The 16892-nt window shown below is 61.2% G+C and carries 17 protein-coding genes; 12 read left to right on the top strand and 5 right to left on the bottom strand.

Annotated features, from left to right (window positions below; genetic code table 11):
* The first annotated feature begins 8 nt into the window (after nucleotides 1–8).
* From nagZ to FHW77_RS13855, 10 genes are all read left to right on the top strand, one after another.
* On the top strand, nucleotides 9–1025 hold the full coding sequence (gene nagZ / locus FHW77_RS13900; protein ID WP_022556274.1) for a beta-N-acetylhexosaminidase: 1017 nt from the start codon (nucleotides 9–11) through the stop codon (nucleotides 1023–1025).
* Nucleotides 1026–1080: 55 nt separating this feature from the next.
* On the top strand, nucleotides 1081–1926 hold the full coding sequence (locus FHW77_RS13895; protein WP_034498970.1) for a segregation and condensation protein A: 846 nt from the start codon (nucleotides 1081–1083) through the stop codon (nucleotides 1924–1926).
* Nucleotides 1919–2653, top strand: a complete 735-nt coding sequence (gene scpB, locus FHW77_RS13890) for an SMC-Scp complex subunit ScpB (protein WP_004442146.1) — start codon at nucleotides 1919–1921, stop codon at nucleotides 2651–2653. Before FHW77_RS13895 ends, scpB begins: the two co-directional genes overlap by 8 nt.
* A gap of 130 nt (nucleotides 2654–2783) precedes the next feature.
* On the top strand, nucleotides 2784–2990 hold the full coding sequence (locus FHW77_RS13885; protein WP_003509722.1) for a twin-arginine translocase TatA/TatE family subunit: 207 nt from the start codon (nucleotides 2784–2786) through the stop codon (nucleotides 2988–2990).
* A gap of 56 nt (nucleotides 2991–3046) precedes the next feature.
* On the top strand, nucleotides 3047–3793 hold the full coding sequence (gene tatB, locus FHW77_RS13880) for a Sec-independent protein translocase protein TatB (RefSeq protein WP_004442140.1): 747 nt from the start codon (nucleotides 3047–3049) through the stop codon (nucleotides 3791–3793).
* Entirely contained in the window at nucleotides 3790–4593 is an 804-nt protein-coding gene (gene tatC, locus FHW77_RS13875; RefSeq protein WP_022556270.1) for a twin-arginine translocase subunit TatC, read from the top strand. Before tatB ends, tatC begins: the two co-directional genes overlap by 4 nt.
* Before the next feature lie 101 nt (nucleotides 4594–4694).
* Nucleotides 4695–5978, top strand: a complete 1284-nt coding sequence (gene serS, locus FHW77_RS13870) for a serine--tRNA ligase (protein ID WP_004442134.1) — start codon at nucleotides 4695–4697, stop codon at nucleotides 5976–5978.
* 173 nt (nucleotides 5979–6151) lie between these two features.
* Nucleotides 6152–6922 (top strand): 5'/3'-nucleotidase SurE, encoded by a 771-nt coding sequence (surE, locus tag FHW77_RS13865; RefSeq protein WP_004442133.1) that lies wholly within the window; start codon nucleotides 6152–6154, stop codon nucleotides 6920–6922.
* The gene (locus tag FHW77_RS13860) at nucleotides 6919–7572 is read left to right on the top strand and encodes a protein-L-isoaspartate(D-aspartate) O-methyltransferase (protein WP_022556269.1); all 654 of its coding nucleotides are present in this window, start codon (nucleotides 6919–6921) and stop codon (nucleotides 7570–7572) included. The genes surE and FHW77_RS13860 overlap by 4 nt, the downstream gene beginning before the upstream one ends.
* A 345-nt stretch (nucleotides 7573–7917) precedes the next feature.
* Nucleotides 7918–9483: a peptidoglycan DD-metalloendopeptidase family protein gene (locus FHW77_RS13855; RefSeq protein ID WP_044460024.1), complete on the top strand. Its 1566-nt coding sequence runs from the start codon at nucleotides 7918–7920 to the stop codon at nucleotides 9481–9483.
* Between the two features lie 290 nt (nucleotides 9484–9773).
* On the opposite strand, the gene mobB is transcribed toward FHW77_RS13855, so the two are convergent.
* The 5 genes from mobB to moaA all read right to left on the bottom strand — a co-directional run bounded on the left by mobB (nucleotide 9774) and on the right by moaA (nucleotide 14299).
* Nucleotides 9774–10289, bottom strand: a complete 516-nt coding sequence (gene mobB, locus FHW77_RS13850; protein ID WP_035211513.1) for a molybdopterin-guanine dinucleotide biosynthesis protein B — start codon at nucleotides 10287–10289, stop codon at nucleotides 9774–9776.
* Nucleotides 10286–10912, bottom strand: coding sequence for a molybdenum cofactor guanylyltransferase MobA (gene mobA, locus FHW77_RS13845; RefSeq protein ID WP_022556266.1), 627 nt, complete (start codon nucleotides 10910–10912; stop codon nucleotides 10286–10288). The genes mobB and mobA overlap by 4 nt, the downstream gene beginning before the upstream one ends.
* Nucleotides 10909–12108 (bottom strand): multidrug effflux MFS transporter, encoded by a 1200-nt coding sequence (locus tag FHW77_RS13840; RefSeq protein WP_044460023.1) that lies wholly within the window; start codon nucleotides 12106–12108, stop codon nucleotides 10909–10911. The genes mobA and FHW77_RS13840 overlap by 4 nt, the downstream gene beginning before the upstream one ends.
* 1 nt (nucleotide 12109) lies before the next feature.
* Nucleotides 12110–13078, bottom strand: a complete 969-nt coding sequence (locus FHW77_RS13835) for a DMT family transporter (protein ID WP_182590502.1) — start codon at nucleotides 13076–13078, stop codon at nucleotides 12110–12112.
* A gap of 171 nt (nucleotides 13079–13249) precedes the next feature.
* Nucleotides 13250–14299 (bottom strand): GTP 3',8-cyclase MoaA, encoded by a 1050-nt coding sequence (gene moaA, locus FHW77_RS13830; RefSeq protein WP_044460021.1) that lies wholly within the window; start codon nucleotides 14297–14299, stop codon nucleotides 13250–13252.
* A 107-nt stretch (nucleotides 14300–14406) separates the two neighbouring features.
* Here moaA and FHW77_RS13825 point away from each other — a divergent pair, with 107 nt between their 5' ends.
* Complete coding sequence (locus FHW77_RS13825) at nucleotides 14407–14775, top strand: gamma-butyrobetaine hydroxylase family protein (RefSeq protein WP_004442123.1); 369 nt, start codon at nucleotides 14407–14409, stop codon at nucleotides 14773–14775.
* Nucleotides 14776–15053: 278 nt separating this feature from the next.
* Nucleotides 15054–16865: a monovalent cation:proton antiporter-2 (CPA2) family protein gene (locus FHW77_RS13820; RefSeq protein WP_044460020.1), complete on the top strand. Its 1812-nt coding sequence runs from the start codon at nucleotides 15054–15056 to the stop codon at nucleotides 16863–16865.
* The last annotated feature ends 27 nt before the right edge of the window (nucleotides 16866–16892 follow it).

Here is a 16892-nt window from a genome sequence, read left to right as displayed (position 1 = left end):
GTGACACCATGACCGATTGCAAAGCTATGATCCTCGGATGCAGCGGGCTTTCGCTGACTGCCGACGAGATTGCCCTTTACCGCGATGAGCAGCCCTGGGGTTTCATCCTGTTCGGGCGCAATATTGGCGAGCCGCAGCAGATCACCGATCTCGTCGCCGCCATGCGCGATGCCGTCGGGCGGGCAGATGCGCCGGTGCTGATCGATCAGGAGGGCGGACGGGTTCAGCGTATCAAGCCGCCGATCCTGCAGGCTTATCCGAATGCCCGCATTCTCGGTGAAATCTATGAGCGCGACCGGGGTGCCGGTCTGCGTGCCGCCTGGCTGATGTCGCGACTGCACGCGTTTGACCTGATGAAATTCGGCATCAATGTCGATTGCCTGCCGGTGCTCGACGTGCCGGTGGAAGGCGCCAGCAATGTCATCGGCAACCGTGCCTATGGCTATACGCCGACCATGGTGGCCGAGATGGGGCAGGCGGCGGCCGACGGGCTGAAGGCGGGTGGCATGCTGCCTGTCATGAAACATATGCCGGGTCATGGTCGCGGCATGGTGGATTCGCATCATGAACTGCCGGTGGTCGACGTGCCGCTCGATGAGCTGGATGCGCATGACTTCGTGCCCTTCCGGGCACTGAACCGCGAATTGATGGCGATGAGCGCGCATCTGGTGTTCAACGCCGTCGACCGCGAACGGCCGGCGACGACATCACCGAAGGTGATCGAGGAGATTATTCGCGGGCGGATCGGATTTGACGGCCTGCTGATGTCCGACGACAGTTCGATGAACGCGTTGAAGGGCACGCTGGGTGAAAGAGCTGCGAATATTGTTGCTGGCGGCTGCGATATAGTCTTGCATTGCAACGGCGTGATGGGTGAAATGCTCGAGGTTGTGAAAGAGGTTCCCGTTCTTTCCGGCCGGTCGCTGGAGCGGGTGCGGGCAGTTGAAGCGGGTTTCCCGACTGCGGACCCATCCGACGAAGCGGAACTGAGAGCCGAATTCAACGCCATGTGGGCCGTTTCCTGACAGTCGGGCGGCCGCTCACTCGGGATCAAGGCCGGAAGCTCCGGCGGATGGAACGATGGCCGCAGACAAATCTCGCAATTCGACACCGATGGACAAGCTCTGGCAGGATGTGACGCCGGAGCGGCTGACGGGCGAGGCCGGACTGGTCATCGATGTCGCGGGTTTCGAAGGCCCGCTTGATCTCCTGCTGCATCTTGCCCGCACGCAGAAGGTGGACCTGTCGCGCATTTCAGTGCTGGCGCTTGCCGAGCAATATCTGCAATTCGTTGAAAGCGCGCGGCGCGTGCGCATCGAGTTGGCGGCCGATTATCTGGTCATGGCGGCGTGGCTCGCCTTCCTCAAGTCCAAGCTTCTCATTCCGCAGCAATCCAAGGATGACGGCCCCTCGGGTGAGGAAATGGCCGCAACCCTTGCCTTCCGGCTGAAGCGGCTGGAAGCGATGCGCGAGGCGGCGGAACGCCTCGTCAACCGCGCCCAGCTCGGCCGCGATGTGTTTGCCCGTGGTGCGCCGGAGCATATTCCGCACATCAACCGCTCTGCCTACGAGGCGAGCCTTTATGACCTGCTCAGCGCCTACGCCAATCTGCGGCAGAGACAGGCGATCACCCAGGTCACGATTGAAAAACGGCAGGTCTGGTCGCTGGTCGAGGCGCGGGAGCTTTTAACCGGTCTCCTCGGCGATGTCGGAGAATGGACCGCGCTCGATCAATATCTGCTGCAATATGTCCCCGATCCCGCGATGCGGGTGACGGCGATCGCCAGCGCCTTTGCCGCGTCACTGGAACTTGTGCGCGAGGGTACGCTGCAAATCCGGCAGGAGGGCGCTTTCCAGCCCATCTATATGCGCCGTGGCACGAGGGATGATCGTGCGGCGGTCGCCGAGAGGACTGACAATGACTGATAATGATGAGACGGCCGAGGCGACGATCGCGACGGATGGGGTGGGACTAGAACCCACGGTATTTTCCGAGCGCCAGTTGAAAGAGGCCGAGCGGATCGCCGAGGCTTTGGTTTTCGCCTCGGCCGAGCCGGTCTCTCCGGGTTTCATTGCGGAGCGCCTGCCGCGCGGCATGGATGTCGACGCCGTTCTTCAGCATCTGAAAGCCGCCTATGCGGGCCGGGGCGTCAATCTCGTGCAGGTGGGCGGGCAATGGGCCTTCCGCACTGCCGGCGATCTTTCCTTCGTCATCCGCGCCGAGGAAAAGGAACCTAAGAAGCTCTCTCGCGCGGCGCTGGAAGTCCTGGCGATTATCGCATATCATCAGCCGGTGACACGCGCTGAAATCGAGGAAATCCGCGGTGTTCAGACCTCACGCGGCACGCTTGACGTCTTGATGGAGGCGGGCTGGGTCCGGTTCCGTGGCCGCAGGCGCACACCCGGCAGGCCGGTGACGATCGGTACCACGGTTGAGTTTCTCGACCATTTCGGCCTCGAGGAGTTGCGCGACCTGCCGGGGCTCGAGGAGCTGAAGGGAGCAGGGCTGCTTTCCGGCCGCATACCTTCCAATTTCGGCGTGCCCCTGCCGATGATGAGCGACGAATTGCGTGAGGATGAAGACCCGATCACGCAACTTGATCTGGAAGAGCTGGGCCTGCTTGCGCCTGGTGGTGGCGACGGCGACGATTGAGATCGTTATCGCGCGGGCGACACGACGCAAAAACTTTATGCTCACACCCTGTTGAAGCGGCAATTTGTTGTTTGAAAAAGCCTTTCAAACGTCTTACATCGTCTGAAAGCGAAATTCAGGAGTTTCAGTTATGGGTTCTTTTAGTGTGTGGCATTGGCTCATCGTGCTGGTGATTGTTCTCGTCCTTTTCGGACGCGGCAAGATCCCGGAATTGATGGGCGATGTCGCCAAGGGCATCAAGAGCTTCAAGAAGGGCATGGCTGACGAAGACCAGACGCCGCCGCCGGCCGATGCCAACACGAAGACCGTCGACCACAAGGCTGACGAGATCAAGTAAGCGGCCCTGCCGTTTGGTTTGAGACTGACGCGCGTTAGGGTCTCGGGAGCATATTGATGTTTGATATCGGCTGGAGCGAGCTGCTGGTGATTGCGGTCGTACTGATCGTGGTTGTCGGGCCGAAAGACTTGCCGCCCATGATCCGCGCCTTTGGCAAGACCATGGCTGGCCTTCGCAAGATGGCGGGGGATTTCCGTACCCAGTTCGATGAGGCCCTCAAAGAGGCCGACATGGACGATGTGCGCCAAACCATATCGGATGTCCGCAATCTCAACCCGACCAACTCGCTGCGTGATGCGATGAACCCGCTTCGCCAGCTCGGCAACGAGATCAAGTCCGATCTTCAGAAGGCGACCACGCCGCCTGAGGGCCTGTCATCCTCGCCTGCTACGTCGACCGCAGCACCGGCGACCAGTGAGCCGGTTGCACCGCTCGTCAGCATTCCCGAGCCTGAGATGAAGCTGCCGGATACCCCGCCCGTGACTGCCAGCGCCCCCGTAGCGGCACCGGTCGTACCGGCGGAAAAGCCGAAGCGTGCCCGGGCTAAATCGATTGCGACCGTCGAGGCGGAAGCGGTTGCCGCCAAGCCGAAACGCGCCAGCCGCGCCAAAGCGGTCGCGGCGTCCGAACCCGTTGCTGTCAATTCCACGGAGACTTCAGCTGCAAAGCCGACCGTAAAAGCCGTCGCGAGAAAAGCGGCCGCCAGGAAGGTCGTGGCTGAAAAGCCTGTCGTGGCCGCCGATGCCAAGCCGGTGAAGCCGGCGAGAACAAAGGCTGCAAAGCCCAAAAAGGATGAAGCATGAGCGGGGACATCGAGGACAAGCCGCAGCCGCTTATCGAACATCTGATGGAACTGCGCACACGGCTGATTTGGTCGCTGGGTGCGTTCTTCGTTGCCTTCATCGCCTGTTTTGCCGTTGCCAAGCATCTCTTCAACCTGCTTGTCATTCCCTATAAGTGGGCGGTTCTCTGGGCTGGCCTTGATGTGACGAAGTCGTCGCTGATCTATACCGCGCCGCAGGAATTCTTCTTCACGCAGATCAAGGTCGCCATGTTCGGCGCGATGGTCATCTCCTTTCCGGTGATCGCCTCGCAGCTTTATAAATTCGTGGCGCCCGGCCTCTACAAGAACGAGCGCGCCGCTTTCCTGCCGTTCCTCGTCGCATCGCCGATCCTGTTCCTCATCGGAGCGGCGCTCGTCTATTTCTTCTTCACGCCCATGGTCATGTGGTTCTTCCTCGCCATGCAGCAATTGCCAGAAGATGGCGAGGTTGCGATTTCGCTGATGCCGAAGGTGTCGGAATATCTGAGCCTCATCATGACGCTGGTGCTGTCCTTCGGTCTGGTGTTCCAGCTGCCCGTGGTTACGACGCTTCTGGCGCGCGTGGGCCTTCTGACCAGCGACTGGCTGCGTGAGAAGCGCAAGTTCGCGATTGTCATGGCCTTTGTGGTCGCCGCCGTGCTGACCCCGCCGGATCCGATGTCCCAGATCGGTCTTGCACTGCCTGCGATCATTCTCTACGAGATTTCCATCTACATGGCTCGACTCGTGGAGAGGAAGCGCGCTGCGGAATCCGCAAGCACGGAGCTGGAGGAGACCTGAGTTTTCGAAGGTCTCGCCGCTCAAGACATCTCCTCGCGCCGGGCTTCTGCCCGGCGTTTTGCTGTAAAACATCGGTGATGCAACAACGGTCTGGAACGACGATGCACGACATTAAATGGATACGTGAAAACCCCGAAGCTTTTGACGCGGCGCTCGCACGCCGTGGCGCGGAGCCTGCGGCCGCAGGTCTGATCGCGCTCGATGAAAAGCGCCGTTCCGTCATCCAGTCCCTGCAGGACATGCAGTCCCGCCGCAATGCCGCCTCCAAGGAAATCGGCGCCGCCATGGCGCAGAAGAACATGGAGCTTGCGGAAAAACTCAAAGCCGAGGTCGCCGACCTCAAGGACAAGATGCCGCGCGCCGAGGAGGAGGACCGCCAGGTCACCGCCGAGTTGAACGACGCCCTGTCGCGCCTGCCGAACATGCCCTTCGACGATGTGCCCGATGGCAAGGACGAGCATGACAATGTGGTGACCCGCGTCGTCGGCCAGAAGCCCGGCTGGAACCATGAGGCCAGGGAACATTTCGAAATCGGCGAAGCGCTTGGTTATATGGATTTCGAGCGGGCCGCCAAACTTTCGGGTTCGCGTTTCACCGTTCTCACCAGCCAGCTCGCGCGGCTGGAGCGGGCGCTCGGCCAGTTCATGATCGACCTGCACACCTCGGAACATGGCTATACCGAAGTTTCCTCGCCGCTGATGGTGCGCGACGAGGCGATGTTCGGCACCGGGCAATTGCCGAAATTCTCCGAGGACCTGTTCAAGACCACCGATGGCCGCTGGCTGATCCCGACGGCGGAGGTGACCCTGACCAACCTCGTGGCCGGCGAAATCCTCGAGCAGGAAAAGCTGCCCCTGCGTTTCACCGCACTCACACCGTCCTTCCGCTCGGAAGCGGGTTCGGCAGGCCGTGACACGCGCGGCATGCTGCGCCAGCACCAGTTCTGGAAGTGCGAGCTCGTCTCCATCACGGACGCGGAAAGCGCTGTCGCCGAGCATGAGCGCATGACGGCATGCGCCGAGGAGGTGCTGAAGCGGCTGGGCCTGCATTTCCGCACCATGACGCTCTGCACCGGTGACATGGGCTTTGGCGCGCGCAAAACCTACGATCTGGAAGTGTGGCTGCCCGGTCAGAATACCTATCGCGAAATCTCGTCCTGCTCGGTCTGCGGCGATTTCCAGGCGCGCCGCATGAATGCGCGCTATCGCGGCAAGGACGACAAGGCGACGAAGTTCGTGCATACGCTGAACGGTTCCGGCACGGCTGTCGGCCGCTGCCTGATCGCCGTTCTCGAAAATTACCTGAACGACGATGGCTCTGTCACAATTCCTGATGTGCTGCTGCCCTATATGGGCGGTCTGACGCGGATCGAAAAGGCGGCTTGATTTCAAAGATGCCGACATGCCGGACTTGATCCGGCATCCATCCAGCCCAAGTCGTTGGGCTGAAAAGGACTATTCCCGTGGCGCAGTCGCGCGTCGACTGGATCCCGGCTCAAGGCCGGGATGACGGTTCGGGGAGTGTTCTGCCTGAGCAAAATGAAGAGCGGGAGGAAAACATGCGGATTTTGCTGACAAACGACGACGGTATCCACGCCGAAGGGCTGGCCGTGCTGGAGCGTATCGCTCGCACGCTCTCCGACGACGTCTGGATCGTTGCGCCGGAGACAGACCAGAGCGGGCTTGCTCACTCCCTGACGCTGTCCGAGCCGTTGCGTCTTCGCAAGGTTTCCGACAAGCATTTCGCTCTGCGCGGCACGCCGACTGATTGCGTTATCATGGGCATTCGCGAGGTTCTGCCGGAAAAGCCGGATCTCGTACTGTCAGGTGTCAATGCCGGCGCCAACATGGCCGATGACGTGACCTATTCCGGCACGATTGCCGGGGCCATTGAAGGCACGCTGCAGGGCGTACGGTCTTTTGCGCTCAGCCAGGCCTTCAGCCATGCCGAAGGCCGCGTCGTACCGTGGGAGGTGGCCGAGACCTATGCGCCCGATCTCATTCGCAAGCTCATCGATGTCGATCTGCCTGACGGCACCTTCCTCAATCTCAATTTTCCCAATTGCGCGCCAAAGGATGTGCAGGGCGTGTCCGTCACGGGGCAGGGCAAGCTAGATTTCGGCCTGACGGTGGAAGAACGCCAGGATGGCCGCGGTTTTCCCTATTACTGGCTGCGTTTCGGCGAACGCATGGGCACCTTCCGCGAAGGCACCGATATCCACGCCTTAAAGCATGGCAAGATTTCCGTCACGCCGCTGAAGCTTGACCTGACGGATTACACGGTGAAGGATCGGGTTGCGCAAGCGCTTGGATTCGGAGTCGCCGATTGAAATCTGCCATGGTCGAAAAGGAAGGTTTTGCAGCTCTCGTTCTGCGCTTGCGGGGCGAGGGGATTTCCGATCTCGACCTGCTGACGGCGGTTGAGCAGACGCCACGATCCAAATTCGTGCCGCCGCAATTTGCCGCCGACGCCTATTCCAGCCGCACCATCCCGATCGACTGCGGTTCCTTCATGGAAGGGGCCGACATGGCGGTGAAAATCCTTGCCCGCCTGCAGCTGAAACCCGGCCAGCGCGTGCTGGAAATCGGTACCGGCAGCGGTTTCATGACGGCGATCATTGCCCGCCGGGTTGAGCGCGTCTTTTCGCTGGAGCGGTACAAGACGCTGGTGCAGCAGGCGCAGAACTGTCTCGATGATCTTGCAATCCGCAACGTCGTCATCCGCCAGGCGGATGGCAGCAACGGCCTGGTGGGTGAGGGCACTTTTGACCGAATCGTTTCCACGGCGGCCTTTACCACCATGCCCCGTTTCTTTGCCGAGCAGATCGTTTCCGGCGGCATGATGATCGCGCCGATCATCGTTGAAGGTGATCGCTGCGTGATGACGCGCTTTTCCAAGACCGGCAGCCGCTTCGAGAAGGAAGAACTGTTCGAGGCGCCCTACCTGCCGCTCAGCACCCATATTGCGCGTCATTTGTGACAAAATGAAAATTTTGGAGACATTGTATTTTGGTCTCCTAATGTTCGGAATTTTCGCAAGCATTTGATTTTAAGAGATTTTATTGTTTCATCATGGCGCATCCTCTCTTCGTCATGGTTATCGAAGTGTCAAAAAAGCGCCAAACGGCTTAACGTTTTAACGGCGTGGTAACACTAACGCGCTTTAATCATAAACATCGACGCATGGTTTTCCCCATCTCGGGAAATGGGCCTTGCAAGAATTGAAATTTGTGCCGGATCGATCTCGATGCGGCGGGTTGGCGTCAGTGTAGATCGAGTCATGCGTATGAGACATTCGTCTAAAATCGGAAAATCAGTCGCAAAAATGTTCGCAGCGGCATTGCTGGCAAGCGTCGCAACGGGCTGTAGCTCGGATGCAACGCGGTTCAGCGGCCTCTTTTCCAGTGGACCGGATCAGATGACCACGGCGTCAATTCCTGCCCGTCAGGGCGGCGGTGCTTACGGGCAGGCCCCGGTTCCGCAGGGCGACATGAATGGCGGTTACGCCTCTGCCGCGCCACAGGGAGGTTATGCCAACCAGAACATGGCCGGCAATTCCTATCCGCAGCAATCGGGTGGTTACGGTGGCGTTCAGCCGTCCACGGCCCGCGCCTCGGCCTCGCCGGTGCAGCGTTCCGAGTTGTCCGCGCCGACAGCCGTGGCAAGCCGCGATCCGTCGACCCGCAACGAAGCCATGGCCCAGCCTTTCCCGTCCGCCCAGCCCAAGGCCGCGCCGTCTCTGGCAGCGCCCGCACGGCAGGCTGCCGCACCCGCCGCTGACAACCTGACCACCGCGACCGTTCGTTCCGACAAAAACGGCTGGCACACCGATGGCGCCGCCTCCGTGACCCTGCGTCCCGGCGAAAGCATCGCGACCCTCTCCAACCGCTACGGCGTTCCGGAAAAGGAACTACTGCGGGTCAATGGCCTGAAGACCGCTTCCGCCGCGCAGGCCGGCCAGTCGATCCTCATTCCGAAGTTCGGCCAGGTCCGCAACGCCGCCAAGGATGCCGCCGGCGATATTGCGCTCAACCGCAATGGCGACCAGCCGACACCGCTGCGTGCGCCGGATGGAAACGTGGCCGTGCTGCCGTCCCAGGCCGCCGCCCGTGACAAGGTTTCTGCTGAAGCTGGCAAACTGACGCCTCCGGGCGGCAAGCCGCTGCCGCCTTCTGGTGGCTACAAGGTTCAGCCGGGCGACAGCCTCGCCAAGATCGCCCGTGCAAACGGCGTTTCGGTTGCTGCTCTCAAGGCGGCAAACGGTCTCGGCAACGAAAGCATCCGCGTCGGCCAGACGCTCAACATGCCGGGTGCTTCGACGGATGCCATCAAGACCGCTTCCGTTCCCGCCAAGGAAGCCGCAAAGCCTGTCGAAACCGCATCCGTCAAGCCAGAGCCCTATAAGGCGCCGGCCGCCGCCGTCGCTCCGGCTGCGCCCGCAACTCCGGCCACCGCCAGTGTCAGCGATATCGAGAAAAAGGCCGACATGGCGTCCGTCGCACCGGAATCCACCGGCATCGGCAAATATCGCTGGCCGGTGCGCGGCGCGGTCATCAATAATTTCGGTGACAATGTCGAAGGCAGCCGCAACGACGGCATCAACATTTCGGTTCCCGAGGGCACGCCGATCAAGGCCGCTGAAAACGGTGTCGTCATCTATGCCGGCAATGGCCTGAAGCAGCTCGGCAACACGGTTCTTGTCCGCCATGACGACGGCAAGGTCACGGTATACGGCAACGCTGCCAATCTCGACGTGCAGCGTGGCCAGAAGGTTCAGCGCGGCCAGACCATCGCCACCTCGGGCATGACCGGCAGCGCCAAACGTCCGCAGGTTCACTTCGAAGTTCGCAAGGATGCGACGCCGGTGAACCCATCCACTTTCCTTGAATAGGTATTGCGTCTCAAGGAATGATGAAGCCGGGTGATGAGCCCGGCTTTTTCATTTTATGGGGTGATGCGTGCGGAAAAAGTTCTGGAATGGGTGCCTCGGGCTTAGTGGGCATTGGTTTCTCGCGGTTTTCTCCTCCGTCATGCCGGACCCGATCCGGCATCCAGTCGACGCGCGTCTGCGCGGCGGAATGAGTCTCCTCAGCCCAAGGACTTGGGCTGGCTGGATACCGGCTCAAGGCCCGTATGACGGATTTGGGGATGCAGCCCAAGTCAGGTCGAGCCGCTACGTGTCTAACCCCTGACCAGACCCACCGTCGTCTCGATGAAGTCGGCAATCGCGCCGGTATCGTCGAGATCGAAAACCGGAAGCGCCGTGTCCGTCACCGCGTGATCGGCGGCAATGGCGACGATATGCGGATCGAGCGGCGCCAGCGGTTCCGTTTTCGCCGCCTCAACCCGGCGCGCTTCGATTTTCGGCACCGGCTCGTATTTATAACCTTCGATCAGCACCAGGTCGCACGGCGCGAGGCGGGAGAGGATGTCTTCGAAGGAGGGCTCCGGTTCGCCGCGCAATTCATGCATGATGGCGAAGCGGGTGCCGGAAACGATGGTGACCTCGTGCGCGCCGGCCTGCCGGTGACGCCAGCTATCGGCGCCGACCTTGTCAATATCGAAATCGTGATGGGCGTGCTTGATGGTGGAGACACGGTAGCCGCGCGCGGTCAGTTCGGTGACGATGCGCACGGCAAGACCAGTTTTGCCTGAGTTCTTCCAGCCGGCGATGCCGAAGACCTTTTGTGCCGTCATGCTTCCATGCTCTCCAGATAGCTGCGCGCCAGTGCAAGCTCATCCGGCGTGTTGATGTTGAAGAACGGATCGAGGCTGCCCTTTGCCGTTTCCAGCGGCGCAAAAGCAACCCCAATGGTGACATGCCGGGCAAGATAAGCGCGGATGCGCCGGTTGGCATCGTTCTTCAGCCATGCCTCGAGATCATCGGCGAGAGCGACCGGCCACAACGCAAAGACCGGATGAAGCTGGCCGCTGGAGGCGGCAATGACGATTGCATTGTCCGACAGGTGTTCGCAAAGCCGCACCACAAGATCGTCAGGGAAAAACGGGCTGTCGGCGGGCGCTGTCAGAAAGTGGCTGACCGCATCGCCGCGGTGCTGGAAATGGCGCATGCCGGCCAGAACGCCCGCGAGCGGACCGGCATGGCCGTTCAGCGTATCGGGCAGCAGCGGCAGGCCGAAACTTTCCGCCCAGCCATTGGCCGCATTGATGGTGACGTCGCAGACCTGCGGCGTGATGCGGCTGATGACATGGGACATGAGAGGCGCATCGCCCAATTGCACCATCGCCTTGTTGCTGCCCATACGCCGCGAAAGCCCGCCGGCGAGTACTAGGCCGGGTATTTCAAAAGGGGCCGTCATTCCCGCTTTTCCTGCAGCCTTACGATATAGGTGGTGAGGAGGGCGACAAGGCCGGTCGCCAGCATCACCAGAAGAAGCGGCCAGGTTCCATCCTCTTTTGAAAGAACCGAGGAGGCGAGAACCGAGAGTGCCGCGCCGCCGCCAATGGTCATGGCGCCGCCGAGACCGGAGGCTGAGCCAGCCAGATGCGGCTGGACGCTGACCATGCCGGCATTGGCGCTGGGCAGCGTCACGCCGTTGCCGACGCCGATCAGGGCGAGCGGCACAAAAAACGCATAGGCGCTTTGCGCCCCGACCGAGATCAGCGCGATGGCGGCGATGATGCCGGCAATGCCGATGACATTGCCCGACAGCATCATGCGGGTGATGCCGATTTCGCTGGCATAACGACCGGAGATGAAGTTGCCGAGCATGTATCCGCTGGCCATGAAGAAGAATTGCAGGCCGAGCATGGCCGGCGAAAGCCCATAAACCACGCTGCCGACAAAAGGTGCGCCGCCGAGAAAGGAGAAGAACATGCCCGATGAGAAGGTCGAGGTCAGGGCGTAACCCCAGAACAGCGGCGAGCGCAGAAGTTCCGGCCAGGCATGGAACTGCTGCGAGAAGCTTGCCGATCTGTTGTGGTTGGTTTCGCCGAGATCGAGCCAAGCGAGCGCCAGGATGCCCAGGCCAAGCAGGCAGAGGAGGGCGAAGCTCGATTGCCAGCCCGAGATGTCATTGAGCAGGCCGCCAACCGTTGGTCCCACCATCGGCACCACGGACATGCCCATCGTCACATAGCCGATCATCGAGGCCGCCTGTTCCATGGGCACCATGTCGCGCACGATCGCGCGGGCGAGCACGAAGCCGGAAACGACGGCCGCCTGCGCCACGCGCCCGATCATGAAGACAGTGATATTGGGCGCCAGCATGCACACAAGCGTCGCAACGATCATGACGGCGATGCTGGCGAGCATGACGGGGCGGCGCCCGAAGAGGTCGGAGAGCGGGCCGATGACGAGCTGCAGGCAGGCGGTGGCAGCGAGATAACCCGAGACGGCGAATTGCATCACCGCGTAATCGGTCTCGAAATACACTGCCATCGTCGCAAGCGAGGGCAGGAACACATTCATGCACAGCGCCGCGACACCGGCGATGACGACCAGCGTGATGATGTGGGGTGGGGTGGTTCTGTCCAGAAAACGGCCGCCGTTCATGTCATTCTCCCGCCTCTTCCGTAACGGCAGCTTTCGTTACAGAAGCCGGCCGTACGGTGGTCACGGCAGTGGGGGTGGCGGCCGCGCGCTTGGCCATCTGCGAGCGCTTGCGGAGGCTTTCCCGGTAGAAGGTATAAAGGCCCGAACCGATGATGATCATGGCGCCGATGATGGTGTAATTGTCGATCTTCTCGTTGAAGAAGAATATGCCGATCATGAAACCCCAGAGCAGGCCGGTATAACGGAACGGCGCGACGAAGGAAATTTCACCCGATCTCATCGACAATATGATCGCCTGGTAGCCGACCAGCACCAGAATGGCCGAGGCGGCCAGATGCGAGACGATCGTGACGTTCATAGGCTGCCAGCCGCCGAAGGGCAGGATCAAGAGGCCGCCTACTGCCATGTTGACGAAGGCGGTGATGACGGTGATCGCAAGCGAAGGCACATCGGCATACATTTTCCGCGTCAGCAGATCACGCGCGGCGGTGACGGCCAGCGATGCGACAACCAGCAGCGCGCCCGGCGTAAAGCCTTCCGGGCCGGGCCGGATGATGACGAGCACGCCGATGAAACCGACGATGATCGCCACCCAGCGCCGCCAGCCCACAGGTTCGCGCAGGAACAACGCCGCACCCAGCGTCACCACCAGCGGCAGGGACTGCAATATGGCCGAGGCATTGGAAAATTCGATGAAGCCGAGCGCCGTCAGATAAAGAACGGCGGCGGTCACCTCGCAGAGACAGCGCAGGATGATGATGGGGCGCAAGAGGATTTTCAGGGGCCGGAGCGCGCCGAAATGCCGGGCCGCGATATAGATCAGCACCACGGTCATGATGCCGCGGACGAACATGATCTGACCGGTGTTGATGTAGGGGGTGACGGACTTCGTCAGCGCGTCGTTGGCCGTGAAGCTTGCCATTGCGAGCGCCATGAAAAGCGCTCCGCGCGTATTGTCCGTCAATGCCATTCCCAAATATCCCAGACCATGCGCAGTTTACTCCGTCCGCCCCTCCGGGCGATCTGGAGCCGCCGTTACGGCGCAACCACGCATTCCTCCATATAAAGAGACGTGGCACGGCAGAGCTGGCAATTCAACCGTTTATATGGGTGGGTGGATGAGAAAGACGTTCAGCCAGCCTCAGCCGCCTGTCACGCTCATATGGCGGGAGACTGCGGGTCGGTTGTGGGTGCGGTCGATGATGAAATCGTGTCCTTTCGGCTTGCGCAGAAGGGCTTCATCGATGGCGCTGGAAAGATAGGCGTCGCTGTCGGAAGCGCGCAGCGCCGTGCGCAGATCGGCAGCGTCGTCCTGGCCGAGACACATATAGAGCGTGCCGGTACAGGTGAGACGGACACGATTGCAGCTTTCGCAGAAATTATGGGTCATGGGCGTGATGAAGCCCAGCCGGCCGCCGGTTTCCTTCACCGTCACGTAACGGGCCGGGCCGCCGGTCTGGTAATCGCTGTCGATGAGCGTGAAGCTCTGCTCGAGATCGCTGCGCAATTTTGAAAGCGGCAGATAACGGTCGGTGCGGTCTTCCTCGATCTCGCCCATCGGCATGGTCTCGATGACCGTCAGGTCCATGCCGCGGCCGTGGGCGAAGCGCATCAGCTCCGGCATTTCGGCATCGTTGAAGTCCTTCAGCGCAACGGCGTTGAGTTTCACCTTGATGCCTGCCGCCTGTGCGGCATCGAGCCCCTCCATCACCCGGTCGATATCCCCCCAGCGGGTGATATGGCGGAATTTATCGCTGTCGAGCGTATCGAGGGAGACATTGATGCGGCGCACGCCGCAATCGGCGAGTTCGGCTGCGAATTTCGCCAGCTGTGAGCCGTTGGTGGTCAGCGTCAATTCCTCGAGCGCACCGCTCTCGACATGCCGCCCGAGGTTCCTCACCAGGGACATGATGTTCTTGCGCACCAGCGGCTCACCGCCGGTCAGCCTCAGCTTGCGGACGCCGCGCGTTATGAAGACGGAACAGAGCCGGTCGAGTTCTTCGAGCGTCAGAAGGTCCTTCTTCGGCAGGAAAGTCATGTGCTCGGACATGCAATAGGTACAGCGAAAATCGCAGCGGTCGGTCACGGAAACGCGCAGATAGGTGATGGCGCGGCCGAAAGGGTCCACCATCGGTGCGTTGTTTTCCGTCAGGAACTGCGCTTTTCCAAGCGATCCGGGGAAACTGTTCACGTCTCCATCCTCATTGCGCGATGCGCCCCTCAAATGATGTAGTGGCTTGCCTATCCTGAGGCAAGTCCGTAATTCTGACGCATGTGATGAGCTTGCGGAAGTGAAAAATGAGTGATGCCTGGCCGACAGAGCTGCTTGTGTCGAAAGACCGGCGCGAATTGACCGTTTCCTTCGACGATGGAAGCGTTTACCGGCTGAAGGCCGAGATGCTGCGCGTGCTTTCGCCCTCGGCCGAAGTGCAGGGCCACGGGCCGGGACAAAAGGTCACGGTGCCGGGCAAACGCGATGTCGCCATCCGCTCCATGGTCGCGACAGGCAACTATGCGGTGCGCATCGTTTTTGACGATGGCCATGACAGCGGCATCTACACCTGGAAATACCTGAAGGAACTGGGTGAGACCGGGGACAGGCTGTTTGCGGATTATGAACGGGAGCTCGCCGAAAAAGGCTTGAGCAGGGAGCCACGGTACCGGTAGAGAAAACAGCGAGGGAGACGCCCTCGTGAGAATGATGGCAAAGGGGCCGAAGAACTGCTGCGTTTGGCAACGTTGTTGCATTCGCTCTTCGTCACCCCGGACTTGATCCGGGGTCCAGCGCGATCAAGTCCTTGATCGCGGGAGAGTCCTTTCACGGCGCAGACGCGCCGTGGCTGGATGCCGGATCTAGTCCGGCATGACGGAGGAAATGTTCTCGCGCGTTGCCGATAATCGGACGAGGGCAAAGCTCTTGTCTCACTATTTAAACGGGGTGGCGTGTGGCTGTAGAAGCAAACGGAAATGATCTGGCCCAGGTGGTCGTATTGCTGGCGGCAGGCGTTGTCGCCGCGCCGATCTTCAAGCGCCTCGGCCTCGGCTCTGTGCTGGGTTATCTCGCCGCCGGCCTGGTGATCGGGCCTTACGGTCTTGGTTTCTTTTCCGATTCGCAGGCCATTCTACACATAGCGGAACTCGGCGTGGTGATGTTCCTGTTCATCATCGGCCTTGAAATGCAGCCGTCGCGGCTGTGGTCCATGCGGCAGGATATTTTCGGGCTCGGCGCATTGCAGGTGCTGGTCTGCATGGGCGGCCTGACGTTGATCGGGGTCGGCCTCGGCTTTCCTGTCATCATGTCCTTCGTCGCTGGCACGGGCTTCGTGCTGACGTCGACGGCGATCGTCATGCAGATGCTGCAGGAGCGCAACAGCATGTCCAGCCTGAAAGGGCAGCGCATCATCGCCATCCTGCTGTTCGAGGATCTGGCCATCGTTCCGCTGCTGGCGCTCGTCGCCTTCCTCGGTTCGGGCGGGGAAGATGTCACGGCGTCGGAGCGCTGGGTTTCCGTCGGCATTGCGCTTGCCGCCGTCGGTGCGCTCATCCTTGCCGGACGTTATCTGCTCAACCCGTTCTTCCGCCTGCTGGCGGCCTCCGGTGCGCGCGAGGTGATGACGGCTGCGGCGCTGCTGGTGGTGCTGGGTTCGGCGCTTCTGATGCAGGTCAGCGGCCTTTCCATGGCGATGGGCGCTTTCCTGGCCGGCGTGCTGCTGTCGGAATCCTCCTTCCGCCATCAGCTGGAGGCGGATATCGAGCCGTTTCGCGGCATTCTGCTCGGCCTGTTCTTCCTCGGCGTCGGCATGGCGATCGATCTTGCCGTCATTGCCTCCAACTGGCAATTGGTGCTGGTCAGTGTCGCCGGATACATGCTGCTCAAGGCCTTCCTCATCTATGGCGTGGCGCGGGCGCTCGGCACCACCAGGCGTGAGAGCCTGGAACGGGCGGTGCTGATGGCGCAGGGCGGCGAATTCGCCTTCGTGCTCTATTCGGCGGCTGTCAGCGCCGGCATTCTCGACCGGGAGGCCAATGCCATCCTGACGGCGACGATCATCATCTCCATGGTCCTGACGCCACTGATAGTCATCCTGCATGACCGGCTGGTGCCGGCGGCGGTTCCCAATACCGACGATCTCGACGTGCCTGAAAATGTCGAGGGCAGCATTCTCCTGATCGGTTTCGGACGTTTCGGCCAGATCGTCAGCCAGCCGCTTCTGGCGCGCGGTTACACGCTGTCTTTGATCGACAAGGATGCCGACTTCGTGCGCGATGCGGCGGAATTCGGTTTCAAGGTCTATTATGGCGATGGCTCGCGGGCGGAAATCCTCCATGCCGCCGGCGCCAGCACGGCGCGTGCTGTTCTCATCTGCGTCGACGACAAGGAAGCAGCCGTCCGGATCGCGGAGATCGTCAAGCATGAATTCCCGCTGGTTCCGGTTCTCGCTCGCGCCTATGACCGTGGCCATGCCATCGATCTGCTGAAGGCCGGCGTGGATTACCAGATTCGCGAGACGCTGGAATCGGCGCTGAATTTCAGCGAGGAGGTTCTGGGCGCCATGGGCGAGGAGCGGGAAGACGCCGCCCGTCTGGTGGAGGAATTCCGCGACCGCGACGAGGAGCGTTTCGCCATGGAGGTCGTCGGCGGCATTTATGCCGGCCGTTCGCTGATCCGCGGCAACGCCCAGCCAGCCGATCTCGTCGCCGCGCGCACGGCGCGTGAGCGGGCGGAGCGGGAAAAGGCGGAAGCGGCGGAAGATTAAGGGATTGCGCCCGGCGGTGTCGCAGGG

It is taken from the genome of Agrobacterium sp. RC10-4-1 (genome assembly GCF_014138475.1).
In the GTDB taxonomy this organism is placed as follows: Bacteria; Pseudomonadota; Alphaproteobacteria; order Rhizobiales; family Rhizobiaceae; genus Agrobacterium; species Agrobacterium pusense.
This window is presented reverse-complemented; position numbering and strand designations above follow the sequence as displayed.